This window comes from Agromyces sp. PvR057 (assembly GCF_040547485.1).
GTDB lineage: Bacteria > Actinomycetota > Actinomycetes > Actinomycetales > Microbacteriaceae > Agromyces.
The window spans coordinates 1510445-1527610 of sequence record NZ_JBEPPT010000001.1; the positions used below are offsets into that span (position 1 = coordinate 1510445).

Here is a 17166-nt window from a genome sequence, read left to right on the forward strand (position 1 = left end):
GCCGAGCGCGCGACCCCCGCCGCCCAGACCGACGGATGCAACGAGGAGTAGAGATTGGCCGGCTTCACCTCGTGGCTGCGTGAGCGCAAGACCCTGGCCTCCGCGACGGCGATCGCCGTGCTCGCGGGCGTGCCGCTGACCCTCGCCGTGCTGCACCAGGGCTTCCCGGTGACCGACCCCGACCTGCGTGCGCGCGACGTCTGGGTCACCAACGCCGAAGAGCTGCTCGCCGGTCGCCTGAACCGCCAGATCGAAGAGCTCGACGCGGCCGTCTCGACGGCCTCGAACGAGGCCGACGTCTTCCAGAACGGCGACGACGCCTTCGTCTTCGATCCGGCCATCGGCTCGATCGAGCGCATCGACCCCGCGTTCACGACCCTCGCGCAGCGCATCGACGTGCCGCCGGCCTCGAAGGTGGCCTACGGCGGCGACGTGATCGCGGTCCTCTCGCCGAAGGGCGAGCTCTGGAACGTCCCGGCCGACACCGAGCTCTTCTTCGACTGGCGGGGCACCGATCCCCTTGCGAAGCTCGGCGAAGGCGCCGAGGTCGCGGTCACCGACGCGGGCACGATCCTCGCGACGAACGTGAAGAAGTCCACGCTGATGAGCTTCGAGCGGGGCAAGGAGGCGGAGCCGCGATCCACCCCGGTCTCCGAGCTCGGCGAACACCAGCTCGCGGCCGTCGGCCAGCGGGCCGTCATCCTCGACCGCGACCGCAACGAGGTCATCGTCGACGGACGCGCGACGAAGCTGCCCGATGACGGCGTGCGCCTGCAGCAGTCGAGTGCCGAGAACGACGTGGCCTACGTCGCGACCGCCGCCGGGCTCGTGTCCGTCGGCCTCGACGACGGCGAGGTCGCGGAGCTCTCGAACGATGCCGAGGTGGGGCAGGCCGGCGCCGACGACATCGCAGCACCCGTGTGGCTGAACGGATGCGTGCACGGGGCGTGGGCCGAGACCGGGCGGTACCTCGTGCAGTGCGCCGACGACGAGGAGCCGCGCCTGCTCGACATCGAGCAGCCCACGGCCGGCGCTCGCCTCGAGTTCCGCGTCAATCGCGACGTCATCGCGCTCAACAACCTCACGAACGGCAACGCCTGGCTGGTCGACTCCGAGCTGCGGCTCGTCGACAACTGGGAGGAGGTCACGCCGCCCGAGGAGAGCGAAGACCTCGAGGGCGAGGAGAAGAGCGCCCAGCAGACGTTCGAGGACACCCTCGCCGAGCGCACCGACCAGAACCGGCCGCCCGTGGCCCGAGACGACGAGTACGGCGCACGCCCGGGTCGCACCACAGTGCTCGAGGTGCTCGAGAACGACACCGACCCCGACGGCGACGTGCTGACGATCGCCTCCACGCCCGAGATCTCCGAGGCCATGGGCCGGATCGAGTCCATCGACGGCGGTCGTGCGCTGCAGTTCTCGCCCGCTGAGGGAGCGGCCGGCACCGTCTCGTTCCGCTACACGGCCGACGACGGACGCGGCGGCGTGGCCGAGGCATCCGTCAACGTGCGCATCGTCCCGGAGGCCGAGAACGCCGCCCCGGTGTCCCTCCGCTCCGGCGCGTTGAGCGTCGAGCAGGGTCAGCAGATCTCGTACAACGTGCTCGCCGACTGGAACGATCCAGACGGCGACGACATCTACCTCGTGAATGCGTCGCCCGTCGGCGGGGACTCCGTGCGGTTCAGCCCCGACGGCTTCCTCACCTTCGAGCACAAGTCCGCCGAGCTCGGGCAGAAGGAGGTGCAGTTCACGGTCTCCGACGGCCAGACGGCCGCGACCGGCACGCTGGCGGTCGAGGTCGAGGCGGCCGGAACGCTGAACCCGGTCGGCACCCCCGACTACGTGCAGACCTTCCGCGGCACGCCGGTCGTCATCGAGCCGCTCGCGAACGACCTGACGCCGTCCGGTGCGCCGCTGGCGTTGCTCGGCGTCCAGGAGGCGCCTGCCGGAGCGAGGGTCGACGCGAACACCGAGCGCGGCACGATCACCTTCTCGACCGACACGGCCGGCGAGTACATCTTCCTCTACGACCTCGGCGCCGCCGCGAACGTCAGCGTCGGACTCATCCGCGTGCAGGTCGTCGACCCCCCTGCCGAGGTGCCGCCGCCCATCGCCGTGGCCGACACCGCGTACCTGCGGCCCGGTGAGCCCGTTTCGGTGCCCGTCCTGACGAACGACGTGTCGCCCGCCGGGCGCGTGCTCGCCGTCCAGTCGATCGACGACTCGGCGGCGGAGGGGCTCCTCTCGGTCGAGCTGATCACGAACACGGTCGCCCGTGTGAGCGCATCGGCGGCGCTCGATGAGCAGCTGCAGTTCGAGTACACCGTGTCCGACGGCATCAACACCTCGACGGCGACGGTCACCGTGGTGCCCGTGCCGCCGCTCGTGAAGCACCAGCCTCCGGTCGCGCTCGACGACAGTGCCTTCGTGCGCGCAGGCGACATCGTGACGGTTCCCGTGCTGGCGAACGACTACCATCCCGACGCATCCGAGCTCCGTCTCGCCCCAGAGCTCGACCAGACCGGCGTCCAGGGCGGATTGGCCTTCGTCGACGGCGAGTCGATCCGATTCCAGGCGCCCGACGCGGCCGGAAACCAGACGATCGTCTACACGGTCACCGATGACTTCGACCAGCTCGCCCGCGCGACCCTGACGGTCACCGTCGTCGGTCCCGAGGGCGACAACCGGCCGCCGCAGCCGCTGCCCCTGACCTCGCGGACCTTCGCCGGCTCGGCGGTGAAGATCGACGTCCCGCTCGACGGGCTCGACCCCGAGGGCGACTCCGTTCGGCTCCGCGACATCGTGAGCCCGCCCTCCTACGGCCGCATCGTCGAACGCACGAGCACGTCGTTCACCTACGAGGCGTTCGACGGGTCGAGCGGCACCGACACCTTCGCGTACGAGGTCGAGGACGCCCTCGGCGCCACCTCGACCGGCACGATCCGCATCGGCGTCATCCCTCGGCCCGCGACGCAGCTCCCGCCCAAGGCGGTCGACGACGTCATCGAGATGAAGCCCGGCCGGACCGTCGGCGTCGAGGTGCTCCTGAACGACTCCGACCCCAACGGGTACCCGCTGCGTGTCACCGCGGTGCCCGAGGTCGACGAGGGCCTCGAAGCCGAGGTCCGCGACCGGCGTCGCGTGGTCGTCACGGCACCGGAGGGCGAGGGCGCCTATACGGCGCGCTACGACATCACGAACGGCCACGGCGGCACAGATTCCGCGTACCTGCAGGTCGCGGTGAGCGAAGATGCGGTGATCGATCCGCCGACGGCGGAGGACCAGGTCATCGAGCCAGAGCAGGTGGCGTCGGGCGAGACGATCGTCATCGATCCGCTGAAGGACGCCACGAATCCCGGGGGTCTCGTCGAGGACCTCCTCGTCGCCGCCGAGGGGCCGAACGCCGATCGCGCGGACGTGGCCCCGAACGGCACGATCTCGGTCGAACCGGGCGACAAGCGGTACGCCGTCGCCTTCCGCCTCACGAACGAGCTCGACGATCTCTCGGCCATGGCCTTCATCATCGTGCCCCCGGTGCCGCAGGGCGAGGACGAACCGGTGACCGAGACCCAGCGGCCGAAGACCGAGGAGGAGCTCCAGGCCGAGGAGCGGGCGAAGTTCCCCGCACCGCACCTCAAGGACCTGGGCGAGATCATCGTGCCGATGAACGGCAGCATCGAGTGGTCGGTCGACGAGCTCGTCGAGGTGCCGTCGGGGCAGCCTGCGACGGTCCTCTCGGCCTCCGCGTCGAATGCCAGGTCCAACCCGTTCGTCGGGCCGACCGAACTGAGGTACCAGCCCGAGACCGACTTCCGCGGCCCCGCGACACTGACCTTCGAGGTCACCGACGGCAAGGGGGCCGACGACCCCGTCGGCCGCAAGGCCGTGCTCACCGTGCCCATCACGGTCGGCGACCCGAACTTCAACGACGTGCCGCCGACCTTCACGCCGGTCAGCGAGTCGATCGAGGCCGGCGAGGCACCGCGCGAGTTCGACCTGCGGCAGATGACCGACCAGCCGAATCCCGACAACATCGAGAAGGTGACGTACACGAACCTCGCGGGCGCGACCGCCGACATCAAGGCCCAGATCGTCGACGGTGCGACGCTCCAGGTCTCGGCGCCGCTCGGCGTGCAGCCCGGCACCTCCACGCGCATCACGTTCGACGTCGGGTTCAACGAGTTCAAGGTGCCCGGATACGTGGACATCAAGGTCGTGTCGTCGACCCGCGCGTTGCCGCGCGCCGTCGACGATCCGAACACCGGGCAGATCGAGATGGTCCGCAGCGACTCCAAGGTGATCGACGTGCTGGCGAACGACTTCAACCCGTTCGAGCAGGACGGGGTGCCGCTCCGCGTCATCGGCGCCGAGATCGACCAGGCGAGCGTCGGCACGAGCGCGAGCGTCACCTACACGGCGACGAACGTCACCGTGCGCACCGGTGCCGCGTTCACCGGCAACCTCAGCATCATCTACCGCATCGAGGACGGCACGAAGGACCCCGCGCGGCAGGTCCAGGGACGCATCGACGTCGTCGTGCGCGATCGGCCGGATCGGCCGAACCAGCCGACGGCGACGGCCGGCGACGGCAGTGCGAGGGTCACCTGGAACGCACCCGCGAACAACAACTCCCCGATCACGGGCTACGTGGTGACCTGGACGGGCGGCGGTTCGAAGTCGTTCGGCGCCGGTGCCGCAGGCACCGCCCAGTCGATCGACACCCTCGCGAACGGCACGTCCTACGCCTTCCAGGTCCGTGCGGTCAACGACAAGGGCACGAGCGACGCGTCGGCGGCGTCGGCCGCCGTCACGCCGTGGGGCACGCCGAGCGTGCCACGCAGCCTGAAGCTGAGCAAGGGCGGCGACGCGCCGACCACGATCCGTGCGGACTGGACCGTCCCGTCAGAGACCGGCGGCGGCGGCATCCGGTACGAGGTGAGCTTCGACGGCGGCGGCTGGCGCGACGTCGGCGGCGGCACGAGCGAGTCGTGGGGCGGCATCGGCGCAGGCAATCACACCGTCAGCGTGCGGGCGATCAACGGCGGCGGCAACCGCGGCCAGGCCGACTCCGCGACGATCTCGGTGTCCGACCCGCCCCCGCCCGTCGCCTCCGGGCGCATCGGCAAGGGACCGAGCCGCTCCTGCGACAGCGGCGGCGGCGGTTGCGCCGAGGTGCGCATCACCTGGTCCGACATGCAGCCCGGCACCTACCGCGTGTACGCGACGGCCGGCGGATCGCCGTGTTGCGGCTACCAGCAGCAGATCGCGATCGGTGCGAACGGCCAGCTGCAGCTGCAGAACCACCTCGGCATCCGCAACCAGAACATCGCGGTGCGCTTCGAGAACGTCAGCGGCGGCGTCTCGAAGACGCTCGGCGAGATCAGCGGCGCGCAGTGGAACGCCATTCCCTACAACACCTGGTGATCTCCGGATCCACCACGCAACGACCCACCAAGGAGAACCCATGGCAGTGACACAGGAGCAGGCGGCCTGGTTCGAGGACGCCTTCTCGAAGCTCGTCGACAACATCGACCAGGCGATCCTCGGCAAGCGGCCGACCATCGAGCTGGTGGTCACCGCGCTGCTCTCCGACGGCCACGTGCTGCTCGAGGACTTCCCCGGCACGGGCAAGACGGTCCTGGCGAAGGCGCTCGCGAACACGCTCGACGGCACGCATTCGCGCATCCAGTTCACCCCCGACCTGCTGCCGTCGGATGTCACGGGCGTGACGATCTTCGACCAGGGCAAGGGGCACTTCGAGTTCCACCGCGGGCCGATCTTCGCCTCGATCGTGCTCGCCGACGAGATCAACCGCGCCAGCCCGAAGACGCAGTCCTCGCTCCTCGAGGTCATGGAGGAGGGCCGGGTCACGGTCGACGGCGTCAGCTACGAGGTCGGCAGCCCGTTCATGGTGATCGCGACGCAGAACCCGGTCGAGCAGGCCGGCACCTACTCGCTGCCGGAGGCGCAGCTCGACCGCTTCCTCATCAAGACCTCGCTCGGCTATCCCGACCACGAGACCGCCGTGACGCTGCTCCTCGACTCCGCGAACCGTGCCCGTGCCTCGAAGGTCTCGCCGATCATCGCGTCGAGCTCGGTCACGACGATGGCGCAGCTCGCCTCCGAGGTGTACGTCGACGCGGCCGTGCTCGGCTACCTCAACGAGATCGTCACCGGGACCCGCGATCACAAGGACTCGGCACTCGGCGTCAGCATGCGCGGGGCGCTCGCGCTCGCACGCGCGACCAAGACGTGGGCGATCGCCCACGGCCGCACCTACGTCACGCCCGACGACGTCCGCGAGCTCGCGGTGTCCGTGCTCGCGCACCGCATCATCGTCGACCCCGAATCCGACTTCGCCGGCACGACCGCGGAAGACATCGTCGCCTCCGTCCTGGCCGACGTCGCACCGCCCGCGTACCGAGCCGCATGAGCACTGAGCCGCGCGCGCCCCGACCCCCGTCGCAGGCGCGCATCGCCGCACGGGCCGTCGGGCGTTCGCTCGCGGCATCCGCTCGGTCCGCCGGGTCCGTCACGACGGATGCGGCGCGCCGCGTCCGATCGTGGAGCGAGCCCGTCACCTCGACCGTCTCCACGGCCGGATGGCTCGTGCTCGCGTCCGCGGCGATCTCGTTCCTGATCGCCTGGGGCTTCGGCTGGATCGAGTTCGTCTTCGTCGGCGCCACGCTCCTCGCGGCGTTGCTCGTGAGCATCCCGTTCACGCTGGGCCGCATGCGCTACCGCGTCGAGGTCGCCCTGCAGCCGAGCCGGGTCGTCGCGGGCGAGCGCGCCTTCGGCCGCCTCGGCGTCGAGAACCTGAGCGACGCCGCGTCGATCCCGTCGCGCATGGAACTGCCGGTCGGGGCGGGCCTCGCCGAGTTCATCGTCCCGTCGCTGCCGGCCGGCGGCGAGCACGAGGAGCTCTTCGCCGTGCCCACGAACCGTCGCGCCGTGATCGTCGCCGGCCCCGCCGTCTCGGTCCGTGGCGACCAGTTGGGACTGCTCCGCAGGATCGTGCGCTGGACCGAGCCCGTCGAACTGTTCGTGCACCCCCGGACGGCGCGACTGAAGCCCTCGGCCGCCGGCCTCGTGCGCGACCTCGAGGGCGAGATCACGAAGACGATCACCGACAACGACATCTCGTTCCACGCGCTCCGGGCGTACCAGCCGGGCGACCCCCTGCGGAACGTGCACTGGCGCACCTCGGCGCGCACGGGCACCCTCATGGTCCGCCAGTTCGAGGAGACCAGGCGGTCGCAGCTCGTGCTGCTCCAGTCCACCGAACGTTCGCACTACGCGTCCGACGACGAGTTCGAGCTCGGCGTCTCGGTGCTCGCGTCGATCGCCGTCCAGGTGATCCGCGACTCGACGAGGGTCGACGTCCTGACGGAGGCGTCGGCGCTGCGCACCGCGACCCCGACGGTGCTGCTCGACGACATGAGTCGCATCGAGCCGGCATCCGGCGCCTACCCGTCGCTTCGCGAGTTCGCCAGGGCGGGCACGAGGCGACTCGCGCCCGCCAGCGTGGCGATCATGGTCACCGGGTCCGGGCTGCCGCTCGCGGAGTTCCGTGCAGCCGAGACCGTCTTCTCCTCCGACACCCAGGTGCTCGGCTTCCGCGTCGACGACGGCGCCGTCTCGCGCATCTCGAAGGTCGCCGGCACCACCGTCGTCACGGTCGGAGCGCTGTCCGACCTCGCCAGGCTCGTCGGGAAGGTGCGCCCGTGACCCGCATTCCGCGCTCCGCCGTGATCGATCTCGTCGTGCTGGCGGTGCTGTCGCTGCTCGCCATCGCCGGCTACGAGACGAGCTTCGGAGACCTCGACTTCCTCGTGGCCGCGGTCGCCGGCCTCGTGATCGGCATCGCCGCTGCGGTGGCAGGCACCCTCCTGCGCCTCGGCGTCCTGCCGACGGTGCTCGTCGCCCTGGCCGCGTACTTCCTGCTCGGCACGCCGTTCACGATGCCCGACCAGGCGCTGTTCCTCGTGCTCCCGAGCCTCGCGTCGCTCGCCGGACTCGCGCTGGGCGCGGTCTACGGCTGGGCCGACATCGTCACGATCGGCACGCCCGTCGAGGCGCCGTACTACCTTGCGGCGCTGCCGTACTTCGCCGCCTGGCTGGTCTCGCTCGTCGGAGCGATGCTCGTGCTCCGCTGGCTGCCGCGACGACGCACGGTCATGCGCAGCGCCGTGATCCTGATCGGGCCGGTCCTGCTCTTCCTCTCGGGCATCCTCCTCGGCACCGACGAGGCGTTCTTCGCGGGCGTGCGCGGCGTGGCGTTCGCCGTGATCGCGCTCGTCTGGCTCGCCTGGCGCCGCCAGGCCGACGTCGAGACGGATGCCGCAGGGGCCAGGCGGCTCCGTATGCAGCGACTGCGCGGCTCGGCGGTCGTCGTCGCGGGCGCCGTGGTGATCGGGGCGATCGCCGGCCTCGCGCTCACGCCGGTGTCGCAGGATCGCTTCGTGCTCCGGGAGCAGATCGTGCCGCCGTTCGACCCGCTCGAGTTCCCGAGTCCGCTCGCCGGCTTCCGCACGTACACGAAGACCCTCGCCGAGGAGCCGCTCTTCACGGTCACCGGCCTCGAGCCGGGCGACACCATCCGGCTCGCCACCATGAACGCGTACACCGGCCGGTTGTGGAACGTCGCCGGCCCCGGCGACTCCGACTCGACCGGCGGCTATGCGATCACCGGACCGACGCTGCCCGAGCCGCCCCTCGCGTCCCTCGGGAGCGACCGATCGATCGAGGTCGACGTCGAGGCGTACGACGACGTGTGGCTGCCGACGGTCGGCTACGGCACCGTGCTCGAGCTCGAGGACGCCGGCTCGTCCGACCGATCGGGCGACCTGCGCTACAACGCGGCGGCCGGTACGGCGGTGCTCACGAGCGGCGTCGCAGAGGGGGCGAGGTACCGCCTCGACTCGCGCATGCAGAAGGAGCCCGGCGACGACGCGCTCCTCGACGTGCCGGTGGCACGCGTGGAGTTGCCGTCGGTCGAGAACCTGCCGGACGTCGTCGCGGCCAAGGGCGAGGAGTACGCCGGAGACGCCGCCTCCCCGATCGAGCAGCTGCGCAACATCGAACGCGGGCTCAAGACGAACGGCTTCCTCAGCCACGGCCTCGCCTCGGACTCGGTGGCCTCCCGGGCGGGCCACGGGGCCGACCGGCTCATCGAGCTCTTCACGCGCACGCAGATGGTCGGCGACGAGGAGCAGTACGCATCGGCGATGGCGCTCATGGCTCGCCATCTCGGCTACCCGGCGCGCGTCGTGATGGGCTTCGCCCCCGAGATCTCCGAGGGCCAGGACTCCGTCGAGGTGCTCGGCGACGACGTGACGGCCTGGGTCGAGGTGCCCTTCGAGGGCGTCGGCTGGGTCTCGTTCCGTCCGACACCCGATCAGGTCGACGTGCCCCAGGAGCAGACTCCCAAGCCGAAGTCGGAGCCGCAGCCGCAGGTCCGCCAGCCGCCGCGCTCCGAGAGCGTCGAAGACGACCTGCTCTCCACCGTCGAGATCGACGACACCGACGACGACGAGCGCGATCGCCCGTTCACCGTGCCCGGCTGGGTCTGGGTCGCCCTCGCGTCCATCGGCATCCCGCTCGCGATCGTGTTCCTGCCGATGCTCTTCGTCGCGGCGGCGAAGGAGCATCGTCGTCGTCGCCGTCTCGGCCGCGACAACGAGGTCGCTGCGGCCGCGGCGTGGGACGAGCTCATCGACCGCTACGCCGAACTCGGCTTCGAACCGCCCGAGCGCGCGTCGCGGCTGCAGACGGCCCGTGCCCTCGAGCGACAGGCGGCCGATCAGGGCGTGCTGCCGGACGCGGATCCCGGAGCGCTGCGCCTGACCGCGCTCGCGGCGAGCGTCGATCGGGACGTCTTCGACGGCGAGGAGGTCGCCTCCGAGACCGTCGTGAAGCGCTGGAGCGAAGCGGATGCCGCGGCGGCCGTCGTGTCGGCGGCGGTCGGGCGCTCGCGCCGGCTCATCGCCCGCTACCGACTGCGCCGACGTCGGTAGACTGCCTGCGTGGTCCCTCCGGAGTTCATCGTTCCGCCGCCCGGGTTGATTCCCGAGGCGCCGAAGCCGGACGCGCCCGAGCCCGACGCTCAGACGCCCGACGCGGCGATCGTCGACGTGCCGGGGCCGACGGGGTACACCCGTCCGCCCGCGCAGCCGGCCGAACACGGCGACCAGACCGTTCGGGCGCTGCCAGGGCGCTCGCTGCCGACGTTCACGCCGCTGCCGAGCGGCCCGCCCGCGGCATCCCTCGCCATGCCGGCGGCGCTTCGACCCGCCGCGCCCGTGCCCGAGACCGAACCGTCGTTCAGCCTCGCCTCTGCGGCGGGCGAGACCGTCGAGATCGTCGGCCGCGCCGTCGTCGGACGCAACCCGGCGATCGACGCCGCACACGCGGGTGCCACGCCGATCGCGCTCGTGGACCCCACGCGCACGGTGTCGAAGACGCATGCGCTCATCGAGGTCCGCGAGGGGCGGATCGTGATCACCGACCTGCACTCCACGAACGGCGTCGCGGTGCAGGCCGGCGGCGGCGAACTCACCGTGCTCGACCCCGGGGCGCCCGCCGAGCTCGAGGTCGGGGCGACCGTCCGGCTGGGCGACCTCGCGCTGACGCTGCGCCGGACCCCCGGCAGCACGGTGTAGCCTGTGACCATGCGCGCCACACGACGTCTTCTCCTTCGGTGCCGCGGCGGGGCCTCGTTCTAGGCCGTTCCCGTCGCGGAGTCCGTCGTCGGCCGTTCCCTGTTTCCGAGGAAGACGAACGCATGACCAACAGCAACATCGCAACTGCACGCCCGCGCACCCTGGCCGAGAAGGTCTGGGACGCCCATCTGGTGAAGAAGGGCGAGGACGGCACGCCCGACCTCATCTACATCGACCTCCACCTCGTGCACGAGGTGACGAGCCCACAGGCCTTCGACGGCCTGCGCATGGCCGGCCGGCCGGTGCGTCGGCCCGATCTCACGATCGCGACCGAGGACCACAACACGCCGACCCTCGCGATCGACAAGCCGATCGCCGACCTCACGAGCCGCACGCAGATCGAGACGCTCCGCCGCAATGCGGCCGAGTTCGGCATCCGCCTGCACTCGCTCGGCGACAAGGAGCAGGGCATCGTCCACGTCGTGGGCCCGCAGCTCGGGCTCACGCAGCCCGGCATCACGGTCGTCTGCGGCGACTCGCACACCTCGACGCACGGTGCGTTCGGCGCGATGGCGTTCGGCATCGGCACGAGCGAGGTCGAGCACGTGATGGCCACGCAGACGCTGCCGCTGAAGGCGTTCAAGACCATGGCGATCAACGTCGAGGGCGCGCTCCGGCCCGGCGTGACCGCGAAGGACATCATCCTCGCCGTCATCGCGAAGATCGGCACGGGCGGCGGGCAGGGCTACGTGCTCGAGTATCGCGGCACGGCCATCCGAGCGCTCTCGATGGACGGCCGCATGACGATCTGCAACATGTCGATCGAGGCGGGTGCCCGAGCCGGCATGGTCGCGCCCGACCAGACGACCTTCGACTACCTCGAGGGCCGTGCGCACGCACCGCAGGGCGAGGACTGGGCCGCGGCCGTCGAGTACTGGAAGACCCTCGCCACCGACGAGGGCGCCGAGTTCGACGCCGAGGTGTTCATCGACGCCGATGCGCTCGAGCCCTTCGTCACCTGGGGCACCAACCCCGGGCAGGGCGTCTCGCTCTCCGAGAACGTTCCCGACCCGGCCGCCATCGAAGACCAGCACGAGCGCGCCGCCGCCGAGCGGGCGCTCGAGTACATGGACCTCGAGGCGGGCACGCCGCTGAAGGACATCCGCGTCGACGCGGTGTTCATGGGCTCGTGCACGAACAGCCGCATCGAAGACCTCCGCGCATTCGCCTCGATCATCAAGGGCAAGCAGAAGGCCGACGGCGTTCGCGTCATGGTCGTCCCCGGGTCCGCCCGTGTGCGACTCGAGGCCGAGGCCGAGGGCCTCGACAAGGTCTTCGAGGAGTTCGGTGCCGAATGGCGCTTCGCGGGCTGCTCGATGTGCCTCGGCATGAACCCCGACCAGCTCGCTCCCGGTGAGCGCTGCGCCTCCACCTCGAACCGCAACTTCGAGGGCCGGCAGGGCAAGGGCGGCCGCACGCACCTCGTGTCGCCGCTCGTGGCCGCGGCCACCGCCATCCGCGGCACGCTCTCGAGCCCCTGGGATCTGCAGACCGAAGGAGAGGTGCGCTGATGGAGAAGTTCACGACCGTCACGGGCATCGCGGCACCGCTGCGCCGCTCGAACGTCGACACCGACCAGATCATCCCCGCCGTCTTCCTGAAGCGCGTCACCAAGACCGGCTTCGACGACGCGCTGTTCCACGCCTGGCGTCAGGACCCCGAGTTCATCCTGAACCAGGAGGCCTACCAGGGCGCCCGGGTGCTCATCGCCGGCCCCGACTTCGGCACGGGCTCGAGCCGCGAGCACGCCGTCTGGGCCCTGCGCGACTTCGGCTTCGACGTCGTCATCAGCTCGCGCTTCGGCGACATCTTCCGCGGCAACTCGGGCAAGCAGGGCCTGCTCGCGGCGCAGGTCGCCTACGAGGACGTCGAGCGACTCTGGGAGGTCATCGAGGGCACCCCGGGAATAGCGGTGACGGTGGATCTTGTTGCTCGTACGGTCAGCGTCGGAACGCTGACGGTCCCGTTCGACATCGACGACTACACTCGGTGGAGGCTTCTCGAAGGGCTCGACGACATCGGGCTCACCCTGCGTGACGAAGCGGCGATCGCCGAATTCGAGACGCATCGAGAGGCCTGGCGGCCGAAGACACTCCCCATCCGGGAGCCGGCGGAATCAGGAACTCTGTGAACACACTCGGGCAGGATGCCAAGAACCACGCGACCGCGGTCGGACTGAGCGTCGACCGCATCACGATCAACGGCGGCAAGCCGCTGGTCGGGCGCATCGAACTGAAGGGCGCGAAGAACCTCGTCACCAAGGCGATGGTCGCAGCGATCCTCGGCGATGGGCCGAGCGTGCTGAAGGACGTGCCGAACATCAGCGACGTGCGCATCGTGCGCGGGCTGCTCGAGGTGCACGGGGTGACCGTCACCGACGGCCCGATCGAGGGCGAGCTCATCCTCGACCCGACCGCGGTCGAGACGGCGCACATCGCCGACATCGACGCGCACGCCGGGTCGAGCCGCATCCCGATCCTGTTCTGCGGCCCGCTGCTGCACCGCCTCGGCGAGGCGTTCATCCCCGACCTCGGCGGGTGCCGCATCGGCGACCGCCCCATCGACTACCACCTCGAGGTGCTGCGCAACTTCGGCGCCATCGTCGAGAAGCTCCCGAGCGGCATCCGCATGTCGGCGCCCGACGGGCTGCACGGCGCGAAGGTCGCACTGCCCTACCCCAGCGTGGGTGCGACCGAGCAGGTGCTGCTGACCGCGGTGCTCGCCGACGGCATCACCGAGCTCTCCGGTGCGGCCATCGAGCCCGAGATCATGGATCTCATCAACATCCTGCAGAAGATGGGTGCGATCATCACGGTCGACACCGACCGCGTCATCCGCATCGAGGGCGTCGAGAAGCTCAGCGGCTACACGCACCGGGCGCTCTTCGACCGCAACGAGGCTGCGAGCTGGGCCGCGGCCGCGCTCGCGACCGAGGGCGACATCTTCGTCGGCGGTGCCCGCCAGGCCGAGATGCTGACCTTCCTCAACGTCTTCCGCAAGGTCGGGGGCGACTTCGACATCGAAGAGGACGGCATCCGTTTCTTCCACCCCGGCGGCGACCTGAAGCCCGTCATCATCGAGACCGACGTGCACCCCGGCTTCATGACCGACTGGCAGCAGCCGCTCGTCGTGGCGCTGAGCAAGGCCAAGGGCGTCTCGATCGTGCACGAGACCGTGTACGAGCAGCGCTTCGGCTTCGTCGACGCCCTCGTCGAGATGGGCGCCTCGATCGAGGTGCACAAGGAGTGCCTCGGATCGGCGACGTGCCGGTTCGGCCAGCGCAACTTCAAGCACTCCGCCGTCATCTCGGGCCCGACCGAGCTGACGGGCGCCGACATCGAGGTTCCCGACCTGCGCGGCGGCTTCAGCCACCTCATCGCGGCGCTCACGGCCGACGGCCGGTCGACGGTCTCGAATGTGGGCATCATCGCGCGCGGGTACGAGAACTTCATCACGAAGCTCGAGCTCCTCGGGGCGGACTTCGAACTCGACGCATAATGGGTGAGTGCAACACGACGACCCGTCTCCCGTCCATCCTGTGAAGGCGCGTTCGGAGACCCGCCGCCCGTCGTTCTTCTGGCTGCTCGCGGTGCTGGTGCTGCCCATCATGAACCTGGCGGTGAAGTTCCGCTTCCGCCACCCAGAGCGCATGCCGCAGGCGGGTGCGTTCGTGCTCGCCCCGAACCACTACAGCGAGATCGACCCCGTCGTCATGGGCGTCGTCAGCTGGAAGCTCGGTCGTGCACCGCGGTTCATGGCCAAGGCGTCGCTGTTCAAGAACCCCGTGCTCGGCTGGCTGCTGCGCACCTCCGGGCAGATCCCGGTGGAGCGCGCCGGCAGCAAGAGCCATGCGGCGCTGCGGGCCGCAGAGGAGCTCGTCGAGAAGGGGCGCATGGTCGTGGTCTATCCCGAGGGTTCCTTGACGCGCGACCCCGACCTGTGGCCCATGCGGGGCAAGACCGGCGCCGTGCGCATCGCGCTCGAGCGCGACATCCCGATCGTGCCCGCCGCCCACTGGGGCACGCAGGAGCTCATGGGGCGCTACGGCAAGAAGCTCAGCGTCTTCCCACGCAAGACCATCGACGTGATCATCGGCGAGCCGCTCGACCTCTCGGCGTACCGGGGCAAGCCGCTCGACCAGGCTTCGCTGCTCAAGGCGACCGGCGAGCTCATGGACGCCATCGCGGCGCTGCTCGCCGAGCTGCGCGGCGAGCCGGCTCCCGCCGAGCGGTGGGATCCCACCAAGCACGGCCAGAAGGAGACGGGGCGACTCGATGGCTAGGGCGGTCAAGTCCGTTCGCGGAACGCGGGTCGCCGTGCTCGGCGCCGGCAGCTGGGGCACGACGTTCGCGAAGATCCTCGCCGACGGCGGTGCCGATGTCGTGATCTGGGCGCGCCGGCCGGAGCTCGCCAAGGAGATCCAGGAGGCCAAGCGCAACAGCGACTACCTCCAGGGCGTGAACCTCCCGTTGGGTCTGCGCGCCACGAGCCGCTTGGACGAGGCGCTCGCGGGCGCCGAGCACGTCTTCGTGTCGGTGCCCAGCCAGTCCCTGCGCGAGAACCTCATCGCGGCGGAGCCGTTCCTGCCGGCCGGCGCGACGATCGTCTCGCTCATGAAGGGCGTCGAGAAGTCGACGGGCCTGCGCATGAGCGAGGTCATCGCCGACGTCCTGCCCATCGACGCCTCGCGCATCGCCGTGATCTCGGGCCCGAACCTCGCGCTCGAGATCGCGAAGGAGCAGCCGACGGCGGCCGTCGTGTCCTCGTCGAGCCTCGAGACGGCGCAGGCCGTGGCATCCGTGGCCCGCAACCGGTACTTCCGCTCGTTCGTGAACACCGACGTCATCGGCACCGAGTTCGGCGGCGTGCTGAAGAACCTCATCGCGGTGGCCATCGGCATCGTCGACGGCGTCGGCTACGGCGAGAACACGAAGGCGTCGATCATCACGCGCGGACTCGTCGAGATGACCGACTTCGCCGTCGCCTACGGCGCCCACAACGAAACGCTCTCGGGCCTCGCGGGCCTCGGCGACCTCATCGCCACGAGCCAGTCGCCGCTGTCGCGCAACAACACCGCTGGCCGCCTGCTCGGCCAGGGCTACCACCTCGCCGACGTGGTGAACCAGATGAACCAGACCACCGAGGGCCTCGCGTCCGTCGGCCCCGTGCTCGAACTGGCACGCGCAAAGGGCGTCGAGATGCCGATCGTCGAGCAGGTGCGCCAGGTGCTCGCCGGCACGCTCGCGCCGCGCGACCTCGCCCCTCACCTCACGACCGATGACGAGCCGCAGGGCGAAAGGACGATGGATGGACAAGCTCAGGGTGGTTCTGCTCTTCGGAGGGCGTTCAAGCGAGCATTCGATCAGCTGCGCGACGGCGGGCGGAGTCCTGGGGGCGATCGATCGTGACCGCTTCGAGGTGATCCCCGTCGGGATCACCCGCGAGGGTGCCTTCGTGCTCGAGAGCGACGACCCGTCCCGCTTCGCCCTCGACCCGGGCCACCTGCCCGAGGTCGTCGACAACGGGTCGCGCGTGCGCTGGCCCGAGAGTGCGGCATCGCGCGAGCTCCGCGTGACGACGGTGTCCGCTGAGACAGGCGTCGCGGGCGAGCGTTCGCTCGGCGAGGTCGACGTCGTCTTCCCGATCCTGCACGGCCGCTTCGGGGAGGACGGCACGGTGCAGGGCCTGCTCGAGCTCGTCGGCCTGCCGTACGTCGGCAACGGCGTGCTCGCATCCGCCGTCGGCATGGACAAGCACTTCACGAAGACCGCGCTCGAAGCCGCCGGCATCCCGGTCGCGCCGTGGGTCACGCTCACGCGCGGCGCCCTCGAGCACGACGCCGAGCTGTGGAACCGCCGGGTGCGCGGCCTCGGGCTGCCGGTGTTCGTCAAGCCCGCCCGTGCCGGCTCGTCCGTCGGCGTGACGAAGGTCTCCGACTGGGCGGAGCTCGACGCGGCCCTCGAGGTCGCGTTCGCCGAAGACCGCACGGTGCTCGTCGAACAGGCCGTTCCGGGTCGCGAGATCGAGATCGCCGTGCTCGAGGGGCGTGAGGGCGTGCGCGTGAGCGTGGCCGGCGAGGTCGTCGTCACCGGCCGCGAGTTCTACGACTTCGCGGCGAAGTACCTCGACGCTCCCGGCGTCGACCTCGTCTGCCCTGCAGAACTCGGCGACGGCGAGTCGTTCGAGCTCGAGCGCATCGCCGTGCGGGCGTTCGAGGCGATCGGGGCAGAGGGCCTCGCGCGCGTCGACGTGTTCCTCGGCGACGAGGGCTTCGTCGTGAACGAGATCAACACGATGCCCGGGTTCACGCCGATCTCGATGTTCCCGACCTGCTGGCTCAACACGGGGCTCAGCTATCCCGAACTCATCGGCGAGCTCATCGACGTGGGCCACGCGCGCGGCTCGCGCTGACGCGACGCGCGGGCTTCGACGAATCGGCGCCGGG

11 protein-coding genes are annotated in these 17166 nt (G+C 70.4%); all 11 read left to right on the forward strand.

The genetic code is table 11. The annotated features are described in order from the left end of the window. Positions 1-54: 54 nt before the first annotated feature. The 11 genes from ABIC29_RS06845 (at position 55) to ABIC29_RS06895 (ending at position 17132) form a co-directional block, all read left to right on the forward strand. A complete protein-coding gene (locus tag ABIC29_RS06845) occupies positions 55-5424 on the forward strand; it encodes an Ig-like domain-containing protein (RefSeq protein ID WP_116081451.1) in 5370 nt (1789 codons plus the stop codon). Between the two features lie 40 nt (positions 5425-5464). Beyond that, positions 5465-6433, forward strand: a complete 969-nt coding sequence (locus ABIC29_RS06850) for an AAA family ATPase (RefSeq protein WP_199471380.1) — start codon at positions 5465-5467, stop codon at positions 6431-6433. Beyond that, entirely contained in the window at positions 6430-7728 is a 1299-nt protein-coding gene (locus tag ABIC29_RS06855) for a DUF58 domain-containing protein (protein WP_354243830.1), read from the forward strand. Before ABIC29_RS06850 ends, ABIC29_RS06855 begins: the two co-directional genes overlap by 4 nt. Further along, complete coding sequence (locus tag ABIC29_RS06860; RefSeq protein ID WP_354243833.1) at positions 7725-10016, forward strand: transglutaminaseTgpA domain-containing protein; 2292 nt, start codon at positions 7725-7727, stop codon at positions 10014-10016. Before ABIC29_RS06855 ends, ABIC29_RS06860 begins: the two co-directional genes overlap by 4 nt. A 9-nt stretch (positions 10017-10025) precedes the next feature. Next, positions 10026-10661, forward strand: coding sequence for an FHA domain-containing protein (locus ABIC29_RS06865; RefSeq protein WP_116081454.1), 636 nt, complete (start codon positions 10026-10028; stop codon positions 10659-10661). A 122-nt stretch (positions 10662-10783) separates the two neighbouring features. Further along, positions 10784-12232 carry a 3-isopropylmalate dehydratase large subunit gene (leuC, locus tag ABIC29_RS06870; protein ID WP_354243836.1) on the forward strand — a complete coding sequence of 483 codons (1449 nt, stop codon included), beginning with the start codon at positions 10784-10786 and terminating at the stop codon, positions 12230-12232. Continuing rightward, positions 12232-12852 (forward strand): 3-isopropylmalate dehydratase small subunit, encoded by a 621-nt coding sequence (gene leuD / locus ABIC29_RS06875; protein WP_116081456.1) that lies wholly within the window; start codon positions 12232-12234, stop codon positions 12850-12852. Before leuC ends, leuD begins: the two co-directional genes overlap by 1 nt. Continuing rightward, the gene (murA, locus tag ABIC29_RS06880; RefSeq protein WP_116081457.1) at positions 12849-14219 is read left to right on the forward strand and encodes a UDP-N-acetylglucosamine 1-carboxyvinyltransferase; all 1371 of its coding nucleotides are present in this window, start codon (positions 12849-12851) and stop codon (positions 14217-14219) included. Before leuD ends, murA begins: the two co-directional genes overlap by 4 nt. Before the next feature lie 40 nt (positions 14220-14259). After that, complete coding sequence (locus tag ABIC29_RS06885; RefSeq protein WP_354243840.1) at positions 14260-15003, forward strand: lysophospholipid acyltransferase family protein; 744 nt, start codon at positions 14260-14262, stop codon at positions 15001-15003. Continuing rightward, positions 14996-16129, forward strand: coding sequence for an NAD(P)H-dependent glycerol-3-phosphate dehydrogenase (locus ABIC29_RS06890; RefSeq protein WP_116081458.1), 1134 nt, complete (start codon positions 14996-14998; stop codon positions 16127-16129). Before ABIC29_RS06885 ends, ABIC29_RS06890 begins: the two co-directional genes overlap by 8 nt. After that, entirely contained in the window at positions 16029-17132 is a 1104-nt protein-coding gene (locus ABIC29_RS06895; protein ID WP_116081459.1) for a D-alanine--D-alanine ligase family protein, read from the forward strand. Before ABIC29_RS06890 ends, ABIC29_RS06895 begins: the two co-directional genes overlap by 101 nt. Positions 17133-17166: the final 34 nt, after the last annotated feature.

Excerpts from the sequence above, each read along its gene's own strand:
- ABIC29_RS06855 (WP_354243830.1), top strand. The coding sequence starts at position 6,430 with ATGAGCACTGAGCCGCGCGCGCCCCGACCCCCGTCGCAGGCGCGCATC.
- ABIC29_RS06850 (WP_199471380.1), top strand. The coding sequence starts at position 5,465 with ATGGCAGTGACACAGGAGCAGGCGGCCTGGTTCGAGGACGCCTTCTCG.
- ABIC29_RS06890 (WP_116081458.1), top strand. The coding sequence starts at position 14,996 with ATGGCTAGGGCGGTCAAGTCCGTTCGCGGAACGCGGGTCGCCGTGCTC.
- leuD (WP_116081456.1), top strand. The coding sequence starts at position 12,232 with ATGGAGAAGTTCACGACCGTCACGGGCATCGCGGCACCGCTGCGCCGC.
- ABIC29_RS06895 (WP_116081459.1), top strand. The coding sequence starts at position 16,029 with ATGGACAAGCTCAGGGTGGTTCTGCTCTTCGGAGGGCGTTCAAGCGAG.
- leuC (WP_354243836.1), top strand. The coding sequence starts at position 10,784 with ATGACCAACAGCAACATCGCAACTGCACGCCCGCGCACCCTGGCCGAG.